The following is a 17,737-nucleotide window of genomic DNA, read 5'->3' as shown; positions in this document are numbered from 1 at the left end:
TACGCACCGGAGGACTTCTCCCCCATGGATCCCCTCACGTTCGACTACGAGAACCTGCATGTGCGCGTGGACCGGGGGGTGTTCGAACTGTTCCGGCCGTACAACCTCGAGACCACGCTCCGGATCCCGCTGCCCTGGCTCGGGGTACTGGTGCACTACAGGAAGCCGGGCAAACCCGGCGAGCTGATCTTCGGCGGCGTACGCAATCCACACGCCGCCCTCTACGGCACCGACCTGGCCTCCTTCGGGTACCGCTCCACCGAGGCGGTCCGGGTGCCCCACAGCGACGAGCCGTTGTTCCGCGCGTACTTCACCGAAGTGGCCGCGCTCGCCGACCGGCCGGTGATCTGACATGGAACCACTGGTCTTCGAACACGGCAATGTGCACTTGCGGGTCGATCACGGCATCTTCGAGGTGTTCCGGCGCAACCGCACCATCGGCCCCTACCGGGCTCCGTTGAGCTGGCTCAAGGTGCGCACCGAGACCTGCAAGAGTGGGGTGACCCGGCTGCACTTCGGCAACATCGCACACCTCGACGAACCGCTGTACGCGCCCAAGACCCAGCCCGGACACCTGCTCGCCACCATCGAGATCCCGACCGCCGACGAGCCCCTCTACCGCACCTACTTCACCAGGCTCGCCCACGTGTCCGACCGCCCGATCGTGTCGTAGCTCCGAGGCCTGTCACCCGACGGCCACTCCCTCACCCCGGCCGCCAGGTGCGAGAACGCCCCCCTGTGCCGGAGGCCCCGAAGACCCGTCGTGCCGCAGCACGTCATTCCAACAGGTCGAGCTGGAGGTGCAGCGCCGCAGTGGTGCGCGCGCTGTCACCGGTGGCGAGCAGGTCCAGCAGGGCGCCGCGCAGGACGGCGAGGACGAGGGTGCGCTGCGCGCGTGCGGCCTCGGTGTCGCGCCCGGCGGCGGGCTGGCTGCGGGCCAGCAGCGCCGGCCAGTCCTCGACCGTGTCGCGGGCGAAGCCGGCCCACGGCCCGTCGGGGTCGATCAGCAAGTCCCGCTTTCAGCATCACGGACATTGACCACTCGCGGGGCCTGTGCCGGACCCCACGAATCACCGTGAGAGCCACCAAGGACAGCGACCTTCGAAAATCAAGATCCCCGATAGGGTCCCTCAGCGCCCTCCCTCTCTGCCCGGCCCCGGCAAGCCGACCCAGCAGGCCCCACAGGGGACCCCGTTCCGTGGCGTACGCCGACGCCATGTGCCCAGTGCCGCATCGGGCGATGTCGGCCCGGTCCACCAGGGCTCGCAGCCGCGGGGACCGGGCGGTGGTCAGGCTCCGGATCACAGCTCTGCCCGGCGGGGGCCGAGGTGGCCGGGTGCTGACCTGAAGGGTGTCTTTGTTGCCGTACGGTGGTTGACCTGGGGCTTTGTGCTCGCCCAAGTGTGGGCATGATCAGTGATTGTGGGTCTGCGACTGCTCTACCTGATCTTCTGCCGCCTGCTGGGCTGCTTCCTTTTGCTGGGCCGATCGACCGCCGCGAACAACACCGAGATCCTTGCCCGTCGTCATGAGGTCACCGTGCTGCGCCGGCAGATCAAGCGGCCAAGGCCCTCATGGGCTGATCGTGCCGTTCTCTCCGCTCTCGCACGGCACCTGCCATCCGCCTTGCGTCGCCATCGGCTGGTCACCCCGGGCACCCTGCTGAACTGGCACCGCCGTCCGGTGCGCTGGAAGTGGCGCCAGACAGCGGTCGAATCCGGTCGGCCACCGTTGCCGGAAGAGACAGTCGCGCTCATCCAGCGCCTGGCGACAGAGAACCCGACCTGGGGATACGTCAGGATCCAGGGTGAACTGCGCCGGCTTGGCCATCGGGTCGCCGCCGCCACGATCCGGCGCGTCCTGCGCCGCTCCGGTCTGCCGCCCGCACCGCAACGAACAAGCCAACAGACCTGGCGCTCCTTCCTCCACGCCCAGGCCCACACGCTGCTCGCCTGCGACTTCATGCACATAAAGACCGTCTTCCTCAAACGCCTCTACGTCTTCTTCGTCATGGAGATCACCACCCTGCGCGTCCATGTCCTGGGCGTCACCGCCCGTCCCACCGGCGCATGGGTCACCCAACTCTGCGCTTGCCGAGAATGTCATCCGCCCTGGTCAAAGGCGCGCACCGGGCCCCACGGTCGTTGGCCTCGGTCGCTCGAGTCGGCGCTCTCGCGTAGCCAGTGGTCCACGCGTCATGATGATCAATCGTGCTGAACATGCGTCATGGGCCTTGAGGACGCGGGCTGCCGGGCGCGGTTCCTGATCGGGGAGCGAGATGGGAAGTTCCCCGCCCTGTTCGATGCCGTCCCTACCGATGCGGGGATTGAGGTCGTACTCAGCGGCGTCCAGATGCCGAAAGTAAACGCGATCACGGAGCGGTGGGTGCAGACTGACCTGCACAGATGGGATTTCCGGCAAGCGCAGGCAGACCGGCAACGGCAGCGGGGCATCTGAGCGCGTTCTTCCTGGAAAGCCCAACGGTCAGGAGCGCGCGCGGCGGAAGCGGATCGCGGTGCCCCCACCGGCGACGAGTTTCAGCTTCAGTACGGTGGACGCTCGCACCGTCTCGGTCCGGATGTCGATCGGCAGTGGGTTGTCGTGCCAGCTGGTGTCCGCGGCGTCGCTGTAGATTTCGGCTCTGTACCGGCCGCGTCCCAGGAACCGCAGCGGCAGCCTCAGCGTCCGGTCGTGCTCGTCGGTGATGGCGCCGAGATACCAGGTGTGGCCCTTGCGGCGGGCGACCACCGTGTAGTCGCCGATCACGCAGTCCAGGAAGCGGGTCTCGTCCCAGCTGGCAGGCATGTCCTTGAGGTAGGCGAATCCAGGGTGGGAGTGGTAGTTCTCCACGGTGTCGGCCAGCATCTGCAGCGGGCTGAAGAACACCGAGTACAGCGCGAGCTGTGCGGCCGAGGTCGTCTGTACGCGGGTACCGAGTCCGGCCGGGTCCCAGGTCACGTTGAGTACGCCCGGGGTGTAGTCGGCCGGCCCGCCCATGAACCTGGTGAACGGAAGGATCGTGGCCTGCTCCGGCGGGTTGCCCAGCCGACCCATGTAGTTGTGCTGCTCCATGCCGGCGACGCCCTCGCTGGTCATCATGTTCGGATAGGTGCGCGCCAGCCCGGTCGGCTTGATTGCCTCGTGCGCGATGATCATGATCTGGTGGCGGGCCGCAGTCTCGACGACACGCTGGTAGTGACGCACCGCTTCCTGGTCGAAGTGGCTGCGGTTGACCCCGCCCAGCACGAACTTGGTGGCGTAGCCGGTCTTGACCGAGTGGATGCCCAGTTCCGCGTATCGCGCGAAGATCGTTTCCAGGTGCTGCTCGTAGTAGTCGACGAAGCCGCGGGTCTCATTGTGCGCGGTGAACCCGATGCCGTTGGCCTGGGCGTAGCGCAGTACCTCGGCCAGGTCGAAGTCGGCCCGCGGCGTGAGGAAGTCCTGGCCGGTCCAGTTGCCGCCGGCGTTGGTGTTCCAGCCCTCGGCGAGTACGGAACTCGCGCCCGCCTCTCTGGCGAGGTCGATGTAGCGTTTGACCCGCTCAGTCGTGGCGCCGTGACGCGGTCCCTCGGTCCAGGTCGTGTGTCGCCGCTGTAGTTCCCACCAGACACCGACGTACGTGCCGGGTGAGATCCACGACGTGTCCGTGAGCGCGCACGGCTCGTTGAGGTTCTCGATCAGATGCGATTCGGCGAGATCGCCGGGTCGGCCGCCGATGACCAGCGTGCGCCATGGGGTGGAGAATTCACCCCTGAGGTGGGCCTTCGCGCCATCGGGAAGGCTGATCAGCTCGCTGGTGAAGGTGCCGGGCCGGTTACCGTCGGCGGCGAGGGTCATGCTCGGATAGTCGATCAGCGCCGCCTCGTGCACCACGATGTACTCACCACCCTGGGTGGCCAACGACAGCGGGGTCTGGGCGGTTTTCACGTCCGCCAGCCGGGCATGCCGGTAGTGCCGTTCATCAGCATTCCAGTCCGTGCCCGCCGCCAGCGACCAGCTCGTGGCGGTCGGTGGCAAGGAGAACTCGGTCCTCTCAGCGGTCACGGTGTAGCGGTCGAGCCCGGCTTGGGCCGGCAGGCGGTAGCGGAAGCCGACGCCGTCGTCGAAGACCCGGACGATCAGGTCCAGCCGTAGCCCGGTCGCCGGTTGCACGGTCCGCAGTACGCACTCCCGTGCATGGTTGCGGACGAGCGCGTCGGGCCCCCACACCGGCCGCCATCTCTCGTCTATGGTCCTGCGCTGCACGGATTCCAGCACCAGGCCGCCGGTGAGCGAGGGTCGGTCGGCCAGGTCGAGCCCCAGCCCGGAAGAGGGCACCAGGACCCTTCCGTGTCGTGCGACCTGGTAGCGCAGCCGTCCGTCCGTCACCCGCACGGTCATCCGCAGCCGGCCGTTCGGCGAGACGATCGTGACGTGGCCGGGCGGCGCGGCGGACGCATTGGCGGGTGTGGCGAGCACCCCGGTGAATACCACGCCGGCGGTGGCGCCGACGACGGCACGGCGGTTGGGGACATTGGCCATGTCACGCTCCATCAAGAGTGGTTGGCGACTGGTCCTGGGCGGTGCCCTTGCTCCGGAGCCGGTCGGGCGTGCGACGAGCCGTGGGCAGTCCGGGCCGGGGCGCGCGTCGGCACCGCGCGCAGTGCGGCGGCCGGGTGCGCGGCGACGTCAGGCATACGGCCCTTTCGTGGAGGCAGGCAGGAGCACCGACGCGCGACCTGTCACACCGGGCGCCGTTGCCACGTTGTTGCAACGTTGTAACAAGCGCTTTCTGTGGACGTCAACCCTTCGGCGGACAGAAGTGACTCGCAGGGGCGCCGAGGCTCGGCGCCGGTCGGGGCCGCGCACGCCGCCTTGTCGCAACCCGCGCTCCGCGAGGGGATCTTGAGACCACGAGCAGCCCATGGCAGGCTCATACCGCATGATCGATGAATTCGCGAAAGACAACCTGCACGGGAGGCTGCGGCGGGACCGCAAGGCGCTGCTCTGGAAACTCGACGGCCTGTCCGAATACGACGCCCGCCGACCTTTGACAGCGACCGGGACCAACCTCCTCGGCCTGGTCAAACACGTGGCCACCGTCGAGGCCAGGTACTTCGGCGAGGTCTTCGACCGCCCTTCCCCGGAACCGCTGCCCCGGTGGCAGGACTACAACGGCAGCGATCTGTGGGCGACCGAGGACGAGACCCGCGATCAGATCATCGGGTTCTACCGGCGCACGTGGGAACACTCGGACGCGACGATCAACGAACTTCCCCTCGACGCCCCAGGCCACGTGCCGTGGTGGCCGGAGCCTTATCCCAACACGAACCTGTTCGCCATCATGGTCCATGTCCTCGGCGAGTCCATCCGGCATGCCGGGCACGCCGATATCCTGCGCGAGGGCCTCGACGGCCGGACCGGGGTGCGCGCCGAACACGAACAGCAGATCGACGAGGAAGCCCGCGCAGCCTACTGCACGAAGATCGAGCAGGCCGCCAGGTCGGCCGCACCAATCAAGGCTTAGAGGTTGTCTCCGCGAGTGCCGATAAATCATCCACGCAGGTGAGAGCTCGATCAGAGATCTTCGGCTGTGACCGACACGTGCCCTGGCGTCTTCACCTGCCCCCGGCCCCGGCGGCATCATGATCTGTCGTGCTGCTGCGCCTGGCCTACCTCGCCGCCACCAACACCCTGGCCATCCCACGCCTCCTGCCGATGAGCAACAGAGACAAGGACATCGAGATCCTGGTGCTCCGGCACCAACTGCTGGTCCTGCAACATCAGGTCGGCAAGCCTGCCTTCAATAACAGTGATCGCGCTGTCCTCGCCGGCCTTCTGCACCACCTACCCAAAGACAGACTGCGGCACCTTCTCCTGCTGGTCCGCCCCGAGACGGTGTTGCGCTGGCATCGTGAGCTGCTGAGGCGGCGCCATGCCGCGACCTGCGTTCCCAGGCGACGTGGACGCCCCCGCACAATCCGCTCGATCCGCGCCCTGGTCCTGCGCCTGGCCAGGGTCGCTTTTCGGCCCCTGAACTTCTGGCTGATTGAGAGTTGACAGCCTGACCATGCAGCACATACGTCCAGCTTACGCTTGCTGTGCCCGTCAAGGACAGGCCCGCCGGGCCGACGCCCGCGAGCTCACACCGACAACTGCGGGCCCACCCGGCATCTTAATCCCCTCTCGCCGCGGTGCGCACGAGGAGATCCGGCGACACGCGAGCACCGTCTCCTGCGCCTTGGGAAAGGTGGGCATCAGTCTCCGCTGTAGAGGCGGTCCAGGTCGACGAGTTGGACCGTGGAATCGCGGTGGGCGAGGTCGCGCAGGTCGCTGGTGAAGCCGGCGCCGCTGAAGCACAGCAGCCGGGTCCGCTCAGCGTGCACACCGTGCCGGGCGCGCAGCAGGGTGCGGATGTGGTCGAGGCGTTGGAGGTGGCCCAGGCCCATGGTCTCGTTCCACTTGGCTTCGCCGATGGCCAGCAGGACCTCGCGGCCGTCCTCGTCACGGCCGAAGGTGGCGAGGTCGACTTCGTGGGTGGTCTTGGCGGTCGGGTCTGGGACGGTGCCGGATTCCACGCGGGTGCGCTGTCCATCGAGGGTGTCGGGGCTTGCGTACCAGCGGGTCCAGGTGCGGCAGAGCTGTTCGAAGTGGGGGCCGATGACCTTGCTGCGGAACGTGGCCTGCGAGCGTTCCCATACGGCGGGTGCCTGGCCGGGCCGCTCCAGGTCGCTCCACTCCGGGCGCATCAGTGCGTGGTAGAAGGTCAGGATGGGTTCGGCGATGCGGTAGGCGGAGCGTTTGCCGTGGAAGGCATCCGGCTCGCGGACGATCATGCCGGTGTCTTCCAGCACCGTCAGCGCGTGGCTGAGGTCGGTGGACTTGCGTTGCAGGAAGCCGGCGATGCCGCCGCGGGTGTGGTTGCCCTGAGCGATGGCGGCGAGCACGCCGTGGTAGAGGGCGGTGTCCCGCAGGTCGGGCTCCTCGGCCAGCAGGAAGCGGGCTTCCCGGAACAGCGGGCGCCCCGGGTTGAGGACGTTGCGCAGGACCCACGGGCCGAAGTCGTCCAGACCGGCGGGCGTGTCGCCGAGGACGAACTCGCGCCGGTAGGCAGGCGTTCCGCCGACCACGGAGTTGACCAAGAGCGCCAGCTGGGGATCGTCGGTCAGTTCCCAGAAGCGGGCGGCCAGGCGATAGTCCAGAGTCGGCACCACCAGTTCCAGGCTGGCCCGGCCACGCAAGGGAGCAGTGCCGGCCAGCAGGCGCCCCATGAACGACAGCGCCGAGCCGCACAACAGCAGACGCACCGGACCGCTCTCGTGCCGAGCCTGTGGCCCCAGGGCCCGCTGCAGCAGCGAGGGCAGTTCCGGCGAAGCCTTCGCCAGGAAAGGGAACTCGTCCAGCACCACCACCAGGGGCGCACCACCGGGTCCCGTCAGGCCCATCAGCTCGGAAACCGCCTCCTCCCAGTGCGCGAACCGGTAAGGCGCCCGGCGCCCTTCAAACCGTGCCAGCGCCGCCCCGAACTGGCGCAGCGACTCCGCCTCGGTCGCCTCACTCGCCGCGAAGAAGAAACCTCCAGCCGCCCGGCACAGCCCATCCAGCAGGAACGTCTTCCCCTGACGCCGCCGGCCCGAGACCACTCCAAGCGTCGCCTCCGCCCCCGCGTAGGAGGCGAACCGGACCAGTTCCTCCCACTCGAAATCCCGGTCGAACATCCCCACCGGCTTGTCCACCACACACCTCCATCACCCCAGCCAATGATGAGCCACCCTATTATAGACAGACTCATCATTGCTTTGCGGGAAAGCAGCTTTGCCGCGCCCGGCAGCTGCACCACGAGCTCCCCGAATGAACACGCCAGTCGAACGTGTCGTCGGCGGCGGCGGACGCGAAGCCTCAACCACATCCTGATCACGAACGAGCCCCACGCCCACCACGTCCTTGCAGCCGGACCAACGAGTACACCCATGCGGCGTGACGGCACCCACAGGCCCGTACGGATCGCAGGTGCCTGGAGCGGCGCGCGAACAACGGAACGCGCTGAACGTACGATCACGCAATGGCTGACATGACCGAAACCACACCCGGTTGGCTGAGTCCCGACAACCTCGAACAGGCGCGCGCGCAGATGCCAATCCTGTATGTCGAGGCCGTGCCCGTGCGAGTCGACGACAGCGGCGAAGTCACCAGCATCGGACTACTGCTCCGCATCGGACCGGACGGCGCGGTCAGCCGCACTCTCGTCTCGGGCCGAGTGCTGCACCACGAACGGGTCCGGGACGCCCTCCTGCGCCACCTGGAGAAGGACCTCGGACCGGTGGCGCTGCCCCGCGTCCCGGCCTCGCTGCAACCCTTCACTGTCGCCGAGTACTTCCCGACGCAAGGGATCACACCGTTCCACGATCCCCGCCAGCACGCGGTGGCCCTTGCCTACGTCGTCCCGGTGACCGGTGACTGCCGCCCCCGCCAGGACGCCCTGGACCTGGTCTGGTTCAGCCCTCAAGAAGCCGCATCGCCACTGGTGCAGAACGAAATGCCGGGCGGCCAGGGAGTCCTGCTCAAGCAGGCACTCGCCCACGTGGGCTGCCTGTCCTGACGGGGACGCCTACCGCACACGCCCAACCTGTGCCACCCTGTCGCCCGATTCGGTCGACCTGGCGCAACCGGTAGGCCGCTGACGCTGAATGCTCAGGTCACGCTGATCGAATCGGGCCTCACCGCGAATCGGGCGACAGAGTCCGACAGGCGGCCGAGACCCGATGACCGAGCCGTCGGAGCTCACCTTGGATCTTGACGTACCCCCAGGTCGGATTCTCTCGCGCCAGGCACTGAATGAGCGCCGCAGTCTCCTCCGCCAGCGGTGGCCGGCCGGGTTCCGTTGGGGTCTGGCGCCATTTCCAGCGCACGAGGCGGCGGTGCCAGGTCAGCTGTGTGCCCGGGGTGACCAGTCGATGGCGGCGTAGGGCGGATGGCAGGTGCCGTGCGAGAGCGCAGAGCAAGCTTCTGGCTCACGTCCGGTGTACGGTGCGGGCTGAAGCTGGCCTGCCCAGCCGGGGAGCGGAGCCACGGCCGGCGGCTTCAGGTGGGAGATGACGTGCAGCGCAGCGACGGCATACCAGTGCCCTCGTCCTTCTCGGGGATCGCGTCGAACCGCGCCATGGGCGGGCTCGTGCACTCCATGAGCGGCGGTTCCCGACTCCAGGCCTGGCAGAACAAACAGCTTGTGATCGTCGTGTACGAGCAGGGCAGCGTGGTCGGCCTCGCCGATGACCCGGCCCCCTTTCAGTCTGCGGGTTCGGCACGTAGTCGGAGCCGCCCTCGTCCCAGGACCGGCATGCCTGCTGCCCGGGGGAACAGGCTCACCACCGTCCGGCAGCGGCGGCCGCGTGTCCAACCCACAGCACGCCTCCCCTGAATGGCCCGGCGCAGGCCCTGTCCTGGGGTGAGCGCCGCTGTTCCAGAAGGCTCAGCACGGAGGAGGCGTGATGACGACCTCCCTCACTCGGGGTACATCAACGCCCTGTTTCGGGAGTGCATTGACCGGCTTCAGTGAGGCCGGTACTCGCCATCATCGGCTTAGGCCATCGTCCCGCCGACCACGCCCTCCACTGGCGGCAGTACCAAGCCGGGCAGTAGCACCTGATCGCCGCTCACGCCAAGGGAGGTGTCTGCGGCGGCGTCTTGCCATTTCGCAGAGAACCCTTCGTCCTAAGGGGCCGCGCCCGTGAACGCCGGTCCGGCCGGCCCAAGGCGACCGGATACAGTGCGCGAGACGGCAGCCCGGTCAGGGAGGGGAAGCGTGACCGACACCAGCAACACCCGGCCCGCCGAGGGTGAAGCGCAAGCGCCGCGGCAGAGCCGACTGCACCGGCTGATGCGCTACATCCCCCTGATCGCCCCCGTCCACCGATCTCTACGGACCGCGGTGCCCATCCCAGGAGCTGCACGGACGGCTTCGAGAACTTCTTCCAGGCCGTTGTCCCCGACGACATCGCTGCTGACGTCCGGGCCGTCTGGGACGACGCCGTTGCGGCCGATGCGTGGGAGGGCCCGCCAGTGTGGGTCCACGGCGACCTCCATCCCGCGAACGTCGTCGTCTCGGACGGAACGCTCTCGGGCATCGTCGACTTCGGTGCCATGTTCGCCGGCGACCCGGCGTGGGACCTCGCCGCCGTATGGGTGCTGCTGCCTGCGGGCATGGCCTCACGGTTCTTCGACATGTACGCGCATGCAGACGAGCCGGCGATCCGGCGCGCCCGCGGGCTGGCCGCGATGAAGAGTCTCTTCCTGATGCTCATGGGGCAGAACGGAGATCGGGGCCTTCCCGGCGGCAAGCCGCACTGGGGGCCTGCAGGCCGCGCGGCACTTGATCGTGTTCTGAAGGGCGTTTGAGGCACGCTACTTTAAACCTGTTCTCGATCTTGGTTGAGGGCCATGCGGCAGCCCACCTTCGTGGGTTCATCGATCACCACGCATGGTCGGGATGCCAAGGTCCACGACCGTATGCTTGAAGGGTGTCAATATTCCGATCAGGCTGCTGAGCTGGGCGTTTCCTGTGGACGGTGCGGCAGCCGTGGTGACGTGGTGTGGTACTCGTTGAGCAGTCCGCCAAGTACCTGGCGGCGCCTGACCGCGGCGGCAGGCAGGAGGATGACGTTTGGGTGGTCGTCAGGTGCTCGTAGGCCGAGGCCACGGTGGGCCCGTCCCGCGTTGTAGTGCTCCGCGTACGTGGTGAGGACCGCGCGGAGGTGTCGTTCACCGGTGATGAGGAGGCGATCGGTACATTCGGCGCGGGCTGTGCGTATCCATCGTTCGGCAAACGCGTTGGATAGGGGGCTTTGCGGCGGGGTCGGGATGACGGTTGTGCCGTTGCCGGCGAAGACGGCGTCGAACGCGTCCTTGAACTTGCTGCCCCGGTACACGGATGAGGAACCGAAAGCGCCCAGCCCTCTCCTCGAGATCCATGAGCAGATTGCGGGCGAGTTGGGTGACTCATGCGCCGGTTGGGTGGGCGGTGACGCCCAGGACATGGATTCGCCGGGTCTTGATCTCCATGGCGAAGAAGACGTAGAGACGCTTGAGGAAGACGGTCTCCACGTGTATGAAGTCGCAGGCGAGCAGCGTGTGGGCCTGGGGGCGGAAGAAGGATCGCCAGGTCTGCTGGGAGGCACGCTGCGCTGCGGGCGGCAGACCGGAGCGGCTCAGGACGCGCCGGATCGTGGCGGCGGCGATCCAATGACCGAGCCGTCGGAGTTCGCCTTGGATCCTGACGTATCCCCAGGTCGGGTTCTCTCGCGCCAGGCGCTGGATGAGCGCGACCGTCTATTCCGCCAGCGGTGGCCGGCCGGGTCCGGTCGGGGGTTGGCGCCATTTCCAGCGCACCAGACGCCGGTGCCAGGTCAGCAGTGCGCCCGGGGTCACCCAGCCGGTGGCGGCGCAAGACGGGTGGCAGGTGCCGCGCGAGAGCGGAGAGCACGGCACGATCAGCCCATGAGAGCCGCGGACGCTCCATCTGACGGCGCAGGACGGCGACCTCATGGCGAAGCGCGAGGATGTCGACGTTGCTCGCGGCAGTCGTGTACGCGCCAGAAACCTCGTCCGTGCTGGTCAGGGAGCCTGAGCGCTGCAGCGGGCCTGCCGGTCAACCGTGACGGTGGAGGACCCATCCCCCCGTTGCCGACGCGACCTCACCGATTCCAGCATGGTCCGGTGCTGCTGCGACTGTCCTACCTGGCCTTGACGAGCATGTTCACGCTGATACGGCTTCTGCCCATGAGTGATCGTGACAAAGACGCCGAGATCCTGGTGTTACGCCATCAACTGGCCGTGCTGCAGCGACAGACCGACAACCCAAAGCTCACCTGGCCAGACCGTGCGCTGCTGGCCGCCCTCCTGCACCGTCTCCCCCGGGTCCATCTTCGTCAACTACCGCTGATGATCTCGCGTGACACGGTGCTGCGCTGGCACCGTGAGCTGCTGCGCCGGCGCCACGCGAAGGCCTCCCGCCCCAAACGGCCGGGACGACTCCGCACTGTACGATCCGTGCCCGCCCTGGTGTTACGGCTGGCACGAGAGAATTCCAGCTGGGGGTACCGGCGCATCCACGGCGAACTCGCCGTCCTCGGTATCAAGGTCGCCGCCGGCACTGTGTGGAACATCCTCGAGGACCACGGCATCGACCCCGCACCCGAACGCCAACACACCACCTGGGCGACCTTCCTGCGCTCCCAGGCCCAGGCCATCCTCGCCGCCGACTTCTTCGAGATCGACGCTGTACGTCTTCGCGCTGATCGAGCCCGCCACCCGCCGGGTGCGGATCCCCGGCGCGACCGCACACCCCACCGCGGCCTGGGCCACCCAGGCCGCCCGCAATATGACCATGGACCTCCAAGCCGCGGGCGCCCACTCAAGTTGGGTCCAGGTCGGTGTGCAGCAGGTGGTGGTCCGAGTACGGGGTCGGAAGCACACGGTGCTCGAGCGGGACGATGCCTCGCAGGAAAATGTAGTCAAACTTGCTCTGCCAGTCGGTGGTCGGCTTGCAGGTTCCGGTAGACGAGGGATGACACTAGGGGTCTGTGTCCGCGGCCAGTGCCCACATCCCGGTGAGCTCGGGAGCGTCCGGCACAGCGTTGAAGTCGCCGAGAACGATCGCGCGGTCGTGCCGGGCGACGTCTGCGGCGAGTATGTCGGTCTGGTCTGCTCGGACTGCCTCCTGACGTCGTTCAGCGAGGTGTGTGTTGAAGACCCGGACAGACCGGCCGCCCACACTGGTGGTGACTGCCATGTACCCACGGTCCTCGGATCCGCCGTCGGGGTATTCCACGTTGACCGGGTTCGTCATCGGCGCCGCCGAGAGGACCGCTTGGCCAAATGCCCCCGGACTCCACGGCGCTCCCCCGCAGCGGCCCCAATTCCGAAGAACCATTCCGTACTCGACGTGGTAAACCAGCCCGTAAAAGCCCTCCAGATAGTCCCGCATCCTCTCGACGTCACGCACGCACGCTTCTTGTAGGCCGATCACCTGGGGCGCATACGTGGCGATCTCCGCTGCGCGGTCGACGTTGCTTTCCTCACAGGGGTTGCAGATGTTCCACGTCATGACCCGGTTCGGCACGACACCCTTGACGGCATCGACGGGCAGTGGCCTGGCGAGGGGCGCGCCGCTTGGTGCGCTGGGGCCGACGAGCACCATGCAGGCCACGATCACGACGCCCGCGAACAACCGCGTATCCCTTCCGAACACCATCGCCTCCTCAGAGTGGATACACGTGGCATCCGACGTCTCCATGCACGAGGTTATGGGACGGAGTTGTGAGCAACATACGCGGTGTGCCGGATCTCATTGCGCTCGGACGAAGCCGCTGCCTCGCCCAGGTCGATCTGAATCGTACCGCCGCACGTGCACATCGGTCGCCGTGCCATCCGTGCGGCGGGAACGACCATCCGACCACGGAACATGGCGCAGGCTGCTCGTGCTGGGCATGAAGGTGGCCGCCTCGACCGTCTGGAAGATCCTCAAGGAATCCGGCGTCGATCCAGCCCTCGACAGGACCTCCAGCACATGGGCCGACTTCCTGCGCTCCCAAGCCGGCCAGGGCTTCGGCGTAGTTTGCTGTCGTCCGTTTTGATCACGTGAGGCCGAGAAGGGCAAGGGGCCGGGTTTGGTCTCGGGCTGCCCGTCGGAGGTCGGAGGCGATGTTGCGGGCGCCGGTCAGGTGGAGAGCTCCGATCGCGAGGTTTCTGCAGGTGGCCATCACTCTGGGGGTGTTTCCGGTCCGCAGCTGGGAGGCGTCCTCGGCGAAGGTGACGTCCCTGACTTGGTGCAGGGCCTCGACGGTCCAGTGCCCTCGGATCAGTCGGGCGAGCTGAGCCGGGCCGGCCTGTTCGGCGGTGAGGCTGGTGACCGCGTAGACGGTCTTGAGGCTGATCTTCCCGGTCTTGCGGTGGACGCGGCGGCGGACGATCTGGACGGCCTGGCGGGTGCCGGGGAAGAGCAGGTTGTGACCGTGCACACCTTCAGCCGGCGGATCTCCTGGCGGCCGTGACCGGTCGCACGGGTCCTGTCCTGCAGTGGGATCTGCGTCCAGGGAAGGGACTTGAGCTGCCGACGGAGCTTCTTCGTGTTGCGCTTGGCGATCGCGATGTAGTGGGCCTGCCGGTCGAGCAGGTAGACGGCGTGGTCATGCTGGGTGTGCATCGCGTCGCTGGTGACGACTGTGCCGGCCAGATCCTCGAGGGTGTCGAGCAGACGCCGGAAGCGGGTGATCTCGTTGGTCTTCTCACCGACGTCCATCTGGGCCAGGACCAGTGCGTTCACGTGGTCGCAGGCGGCCAGGAGGTGGATCTTCCGTCCCTTCGCGCGGGCCGCACCCCGCAGCGACTTCCCGTCGACCACGAGCCCTCGCAGCCCTTGTCCCCTGGTCTGCCGGTCCGCGAGCCAGGCTCCGACCGCCCGGTCCAGGGCGTCCGCGTCGATTCTGGCGAGCAGTCGCCGGATCGTGGATTCCGCGGGCCAGGACCGTTTCGGGACCAGCGGGTCGACGCCCGTTCCAGGGCGAGTTGGCCCGGCTCGGACACCGGATCACAGCCTCGACGGTGTGGCAGATCCTGCACGCAGCCGGCGTCGACCCGGTGCCGCGTCGCTCCGGTCCGACCTGGCGTGAGTTCCTCAGCGCACAAGCCGAGGGCATCATCGCAGTGGACTTCTTCCACATCGACACCGTGCTCGGCAGGCGGCTGTACGCGCTGGACTTCCTCGAGCACGGTACCCGGCGCCTGCACATCACCGGCGTCACCGCCAACCCCACGCGGGGATGGACGGTGCAGCAGGCGAGGAATCTCGCCGCTGACCTGGACATGCGCATGGAGTCCCCGTGGTTCCTGCTGCGCGATCGGGACGGCAAGTACGGCGAGGCATTCGACGCCGTCTTCAACGCCGAGCAACTGAACGTGATCAAGAGCGCGCCACGAGCACCTCGGATGAACGCCCGCTGCGAACGCGTCATCGGCAGCATCCGCCGCAAAGTCCTCGACCACGTCCTCATCCTGGGCGAAGCACACGCCCGAAAGGTCCTTGCTGTCTACCAGAGTCACTACAACGAGCACCGGCCCCACCAGGCCCGCACCCAACTACAACCCGATGCCCAGAATCAGCCTGTTGCCCAACGGACACCGGCGCTCACCGACTGCTGCGAACCCGCATCATCGGCGGCCTCATCAGCGAGTACCCATACGCCGCGTGACATGCAGCGACGACTTTTCGAGCGGCACAGGCCGCCGTCATTGGAAATTCATTGACCTTCACACGAACGCAATGCTTGTATTCAGGAGTTCGACCGGCGGGCTCACGGGAAGTGGAGGGAGAAATTCCGCTCCGCATCACGCGCTCTCGCTTCTGACCAAACTTCGAGAGGAACTCATGCGTAAGCTCACTCTTTCGCTCAGCCTTGCGGCCGTGTGCGCCACCAGCCTCATCGCCATTGCTCCTGCTGCGACTGCTTCGGAAAGCGGCGCGCAAGCCTCGTGCGTCACACTTTGGCAGGCCGCTGGCGACAAGGACGAGTCCCGCGCGTTCTCGGGGAATGACTCGAACTTCGTTGGCAACAACTGGTCCAGCGGCACGGCGATGAACGACGACGCCAACTCTGGAAAGAACAACTGCGGAAGTCGAGTAGGTTCGATGCCGAGAAACGTGATCAAAGCGTGAGGAGCGTAGTGAGTCGTTGGAGTGCATGCATGAAGACGGCTGGTTTTGACTACGCGACGCCCTGGGGTGCGGCTAGTAAATGGGGCACTGAGGGGGACCCTTTGGAGCGCGAGATTGCAACCGCTGAGGCTGATGTCAAGTGCAAGCAGCAGACCAAAGATAGTTGCTGTTTGGCTCTCCGCCGAAAAGAGGCTAGAGGAAATCGAAATCACAATAGTAGGTCCTATTTCGATGAAATCAAAAAGGTAAACCGGCGCTATATGGGTAACGCCCAGGCAGTGCTGTCCCGGAAATAGTCGCCAATTTCGAACAGGCCTACGAGGTGGGCCGGTTTCTCGGCAAATTACTGAACGGAATCATCAGTGGCATCCACTGTCTCGTCGACCGAGCTGCCTGCGCGACGTATACGTATCCCCCTTGCTGGACAGAGGTGGGTTCGCGCCTTCTGGAAGCGGCATCGTGTGCCTATCCTGGCCAGCGCGCTCGCCCTTCCTCTGTACGTTCTATGGTTTATCTTCCTCGGGACCGGAGGGGGGGACCTTGCGGCACAGGTCTCCTGGACCAACTTCGTCGCCGAACATCCTGGATCGCCCTACAGCCTTGGCTGGTATGGGGGCGTCCATGTAGGCAACTACAGTGTTTTGGCCCCACAGTTGATGGCACTGTTCGGTGTGCGAACTGTCACTGTCGCCGCGGGTATGGCTGCCTCATGGCTGGTGGGCTGCGTGTTCGTACGTAGCGGTGTCCGTCACCCCTTGTGGCCCACCCTCCTGGGGGTCTTGTTCCTTTGGGGCAACGTAGCGTCCGGTCGGTCTGCCTTCGCGCTGGGCGTTGCGCTCGCCTTGGTGTCGTGCCTCGTGCTGGTGAGGCATGGTCGGCGCCTTGCCCTGGCCGGTATCTTCAGCGCGCTGGCGACCATGGCTAGCCCGGTGGCAGGACTGTTCCTTCTTGTGTGCGGGGCAGGCTGGCTTTTGAATCGAGACCTCGGTAGTGCACTCGCGCTGTGCGTCCCACCCACTGTGGTGGTGGGCTTGACGACCCTGCTCTTCCCCTTCAGCGGCATGATGCCAATGTCCGCAAACGATATTTGGAAGCCGGTCCTTTTCGGCGTACTGCTTGCGGTGTTTGCTCCGCGGGAGTGGCGAGTGCTCCGCTTCGGCGCCGCGACGTACGCGGTCGGAGTCCTTCTGTCGGCCCTGATTCCCTCGCCTGTGGGTTCCAACGTCGTTCGTCTAGCCGAAGTGTTTGGCGGTCCGGTGTTGCTCGCTGCGCTTCTCTCCCATAAGGGGCTAAAAGTTCAAAGGGTGGCGCTCGCCCTCGCTCTGGCGCTTTCCGTGTATTGGGTCACGGAACACACCATTCATGTGACGAGGATGTCAACTCCGGTGCCAACGTGGGCTACGGAATCCCGCGGTGTGCTGACGGCCCTTGATCGGCTGGGGGCGGACCGCACACGCGTTGAGGTGGTCCCGGCTGTGAATCACCGAGAAACCACTGTGCTAGGGCCCCATATCAATCTGGCCCGGGGCTGGAATCGTCAAGTCGATGTGGAGCGCGGCGATCTCTTCTACAAGAATCGTTTCTCGTCAGCGAAGTACCGTGCCTGGCTCAACGACTGGGCTGTAGGCTACGTAGTTCTGCCAGAAGGTGAACCGGACTGGGCCGCAAAGGATGAGGCTGAACTCGTCCGTAACGAGCCTGACTGGTTGAAACCTGTGTGGCGGGATTCCCATTGGCGAATATATGAAGTCAAGGGTGCGAAGCCGATGATTTCAGGTGCCGGGGCGGAGGTCGTCAGCAGTGATAACGCCACGGTGACGCTACAGGCGCGGGATAGTGGGACGGTCAGCCTGCGCATCGCGTACTCCCCCTGGCTTCGTGCCAATGAGGGGTGCCTGGAACGCGATGGCGAATGGACGCGTCTCAAGGTGCCTGCCGCAGGTCAATACAAGATCAGCAGCTCCTACCAAGTCCCATGGCAAGGGCGTTGCTAACTTGACTCTGTCGGGGATCTTGGAGTTTCCCGGTGCGGCAGCATGATCAGCGGGC

At 66.4% G+C, this 17,737-nt stretch carries 12 protein-coding genes and 7 pseudogenes; 12 read left to right on the top strand and 7 right to left on the bottom strand.

What is annotated here, in order from left to right; genetic code table 11:
* Positions 1-24: 24 nt before the first annotated feature.
* Both ACH4S9_RS16440 and ACH4S9_RS16435 read left to right on the top strand, forming a co-directional pair.
* Positions 25-351: a hypothetical protein gene (locus ACH4S9_RS16440; protein WP_311721379.1), complete on the top strand. Its 327-nt coding sequence runs from the start codon at positions 25-27 to the stop codon at positions 349-351.
* A gap of 1 nt (position 352) precedes the next feature.
* On the top strand, positions 353-673 hold the full coding sequence (locus ACH4S9_RS16435) for a hypothetical protein (protein WP_398372422.1): 321 nt from the start codon (positions 353-355) through the stop codon (positions 671-673).
* A 103-nt stretch (positions 674-776) separates the two neighbouring features.
* On the opposite strand, the gene ACH4S9_RS16430 is transcribed toward ACH4S9_RS16435, so the two are convergent.
* Positions 777-1,010, bottom strand: a complete 234-nt coding sequence (locus ACH4S9_RS16430) for a hypothetical protein (RefSeq protein ID WP_361190783.1) — start codon at positions 1,008-1,010, stop codon at positions 777-779.
* Positions 1,011-1,422: 412 nt separating this feature from the next.
* Between ACH4S9_RS16430 and ACH4S9_RS16425 the strand changes: the two are divergent.
* Positions 1,423-2,394 (top strand): annotated as a pseudogene (locus ACH4S9_RS16425) (IS3 family transposase); the annotation flags it as partial.
* Between the two features lie 90 nt (positions 2,395-2,484).
* Here the strand turns inward: ACH4S9_RS16425 and ACH4S9_RS16420 are convergent.
* Positions 2,485-4,521 (bottom strand): glycoside hydrolase family 97 protein, encoded by a 2,037-nt coding sequence (locus tag ACH4S9_RS16420; protein WP_385339788.1) that lies wholly within the window; start codon positions 4,519-4,521, stop codon positions 2,485-2,487.
* Between the two features lie 400 nt (positions 4,522-4,921).
* On the opposite strand from ACH4S9_RS16420, the gene ACH4S9_RS16415 reads away from it, so the two are divergent.
* Positions 4,922-5,506 (top strand): DinB family protein, encoded by a 585-nt coding sequence (locus ACH4S9_RS16415; protein ID WP_398372420.1) that lies wholly within the window; start codon positions 4,922-4,924, stop codon positions 5,504-5,506.
* 128 nt (positions 5,507-5,634) lie between these two features.
* Positions 5,635-5,997 (top strand): annotated as a pseudogene (locus ACH4S9_RS16410) (integrase); the annotation flags it as partial.
* Between the two features lie 239 nt (positions 5,998-6,236).
* Here ACH4S9_RS16410 and ACH4S9_RS16405 read toward each other — a convergent pair.
* The gene (locus ACH4S9_RS16405; RefSeq protein WP_398372418.1) at positions 6,237-7,715 is read right to left on the bottom strand and encodes an ATP-binding protein; all 1,479 of its coding nucleotides are present in this window, start codon (positions 7,713-7,715) and stop codon (positions 6,237-6,239) included.
* A 335-nt stretch (positions 7,716-8,050) separates the two neighbouring features.
* Here ACH4S9_RS16405 and ACH4S9_RS16400 point away from each other — a divergent pair, with 335 nt between their 5' ends.
* Both ACH4S9_RS16400 and ACH4S9_RS16395 read left to right on the top strand, forming a co-directional pair.
* Entirely contained in the window at positions 8,051-8,578 is a 528-nt protein-coding gene (locus tag ACH4S9_RS16400) for an NUDIX hydrolase family protein (RefSeq protein WP_358848447.1), read from the top strand.
* A gap of 1,310 nt (positions 8,579-9,888) precedes the next feature.
* Positions 9,889-10,374: pseudogene (locus ACH4S9_RS16395) on the top strand (phosphotransferase); the annotation flags it as partial.
* A gap of 137 nt (positions 10,375-10,511) precedes the next feature.
* Here the strand turns inward: ACH4S9_RS16395 and ACH4S9_RS16390 are convergent.
* On the bottom strand, positions 10,512-11,012 hold the full coding sequence (locus ACH4S9_RS16390) for an integrase core domain-containing protein (RefSeq protein WP_398372415.1): 501 nt from the start codon (positions 11,010-11,012) through the stop codon (positions 10,512-10,514).
* A 679-nt stretch (positions 11,013-11,691) separates the two neighbouring features.
* On the opposite strand from ACH4S9_RS16390, the pseudogene ACH4S9_RS16385 reads away from it, so the two are divergent.
* Positions 11,692-12,400, top strand: a pseudogene (locus ACH4S9_RS16385) (integrase); the annotation flags it as partial.
* On the opposite strand, the pseudogene ACH4S9_RS16380 reads toward ACH4S9_RS16385, so the two are convergent.
* Positions 12,389-13,270: pseudogene (locus ACH4S9_RS16380) on the bottom strand (endonuclease/exonuclease/phosphatase family protein). The pseudogenes ACH4S9_RS16385 and ACH4S9_RS16380 overlap by 12 nt on opposite strands.
* 184 nt (positions 13,271-13,454) lie before the next feature.
* Between ACH4S9_RS16380 and ACH4S9_RS16375 the strand changes: the two are divergent.
* Complete coding sequence (locus tag ACH4S9_RS16375; RefSeq protein ID WP_385339801.1) at positions 13,455-13,610, top strand: hypothetical protein; 156 nt, start codon at positions 13,455-13,457, stop codon at positions 13,608-13,610.
* Here the strand turns inward: ACH4S9_RS16375 and ACH4S9_RS16370 are convergent, their stop codons facing one another.
* A complete protein-coding gene (locus tag ACH4S9_RS16370) occupies positions 13,611-13,994 on the bottom strand; it encodes a hypothetical protein (RefSeq protein ID WP_398372413.1) in 384 nt (127 codons plus the stop codon). It lies immediately after the preceding gene.
* Positions 13,995-14,035: 41 nt separating this feature from the next.
* Positions 14,036-14,443, bottom strand: a pseudogene (locus ACH4S9_RS16365) (ISAs1 family transposase); the annotation flags it as partial.
* A 74-nt stretch (positions 14,444-14,517) separates the two neighbouring features.
* On the opposite strand from ACH4S9_RS16365, the pseudogene ACH4S9_RS16360 reads away from it, so the two are divergent.
* The 3 genes and pseudogenes from ACH4S9_RS16360 to ACH4S9_RS16350 form a co-directional block, all read left to right on the top strand.
* A pseudogene (locus ACH4S9_RS16360) lies at positions 14,518-15,224 on the top strand (integrase core domain-containing protein); the annotation flags it as partial.
* A 176-nt stretch (positions 15,225-15,400) separates the two neighbouring features.
* The gene (locus ACH4S9_RS16355; protein WP_398372411.1) at positions 15,401-15,688 is read left to right on the top strand and encodes a hypothetical protein; all 288 of its coding nucleotides are present in this window, start codon (positions 15,401-15,403) and stop codon (positions 15,686-15,688) included.
* A gap of 461 nt (positions 15,689-16,149) precedes the next feature.
* Positions 16,150-17,682: a hypothetical protein gene (locus ACH4S9_RS16350; RefSeq protein WP_398372409.1), complete on the top strand. Its 1,533-nt coding sequence runs from the start codon at positions 16,150-16,152 to the stop codon at positions 17,680-17,682.
* Positions 17,683-17,737: the final 55 nt, after the last annotated feature.

This window comes from Streptomyces sp. NPDC021225 (genome assembly GCF_044332865.1).
Taxonomy (GTDB): domain Bacteria; phylum Actinomycetota; class Actinomycetes; order Streptomycetales; family Streptomycetaceae; genus Streptomyces.
The sequence above is the reverse complement of the archived record's forward strand: the minus strand, read 5'-3'. Positions and strand labels throughout refer to the sequence as shown.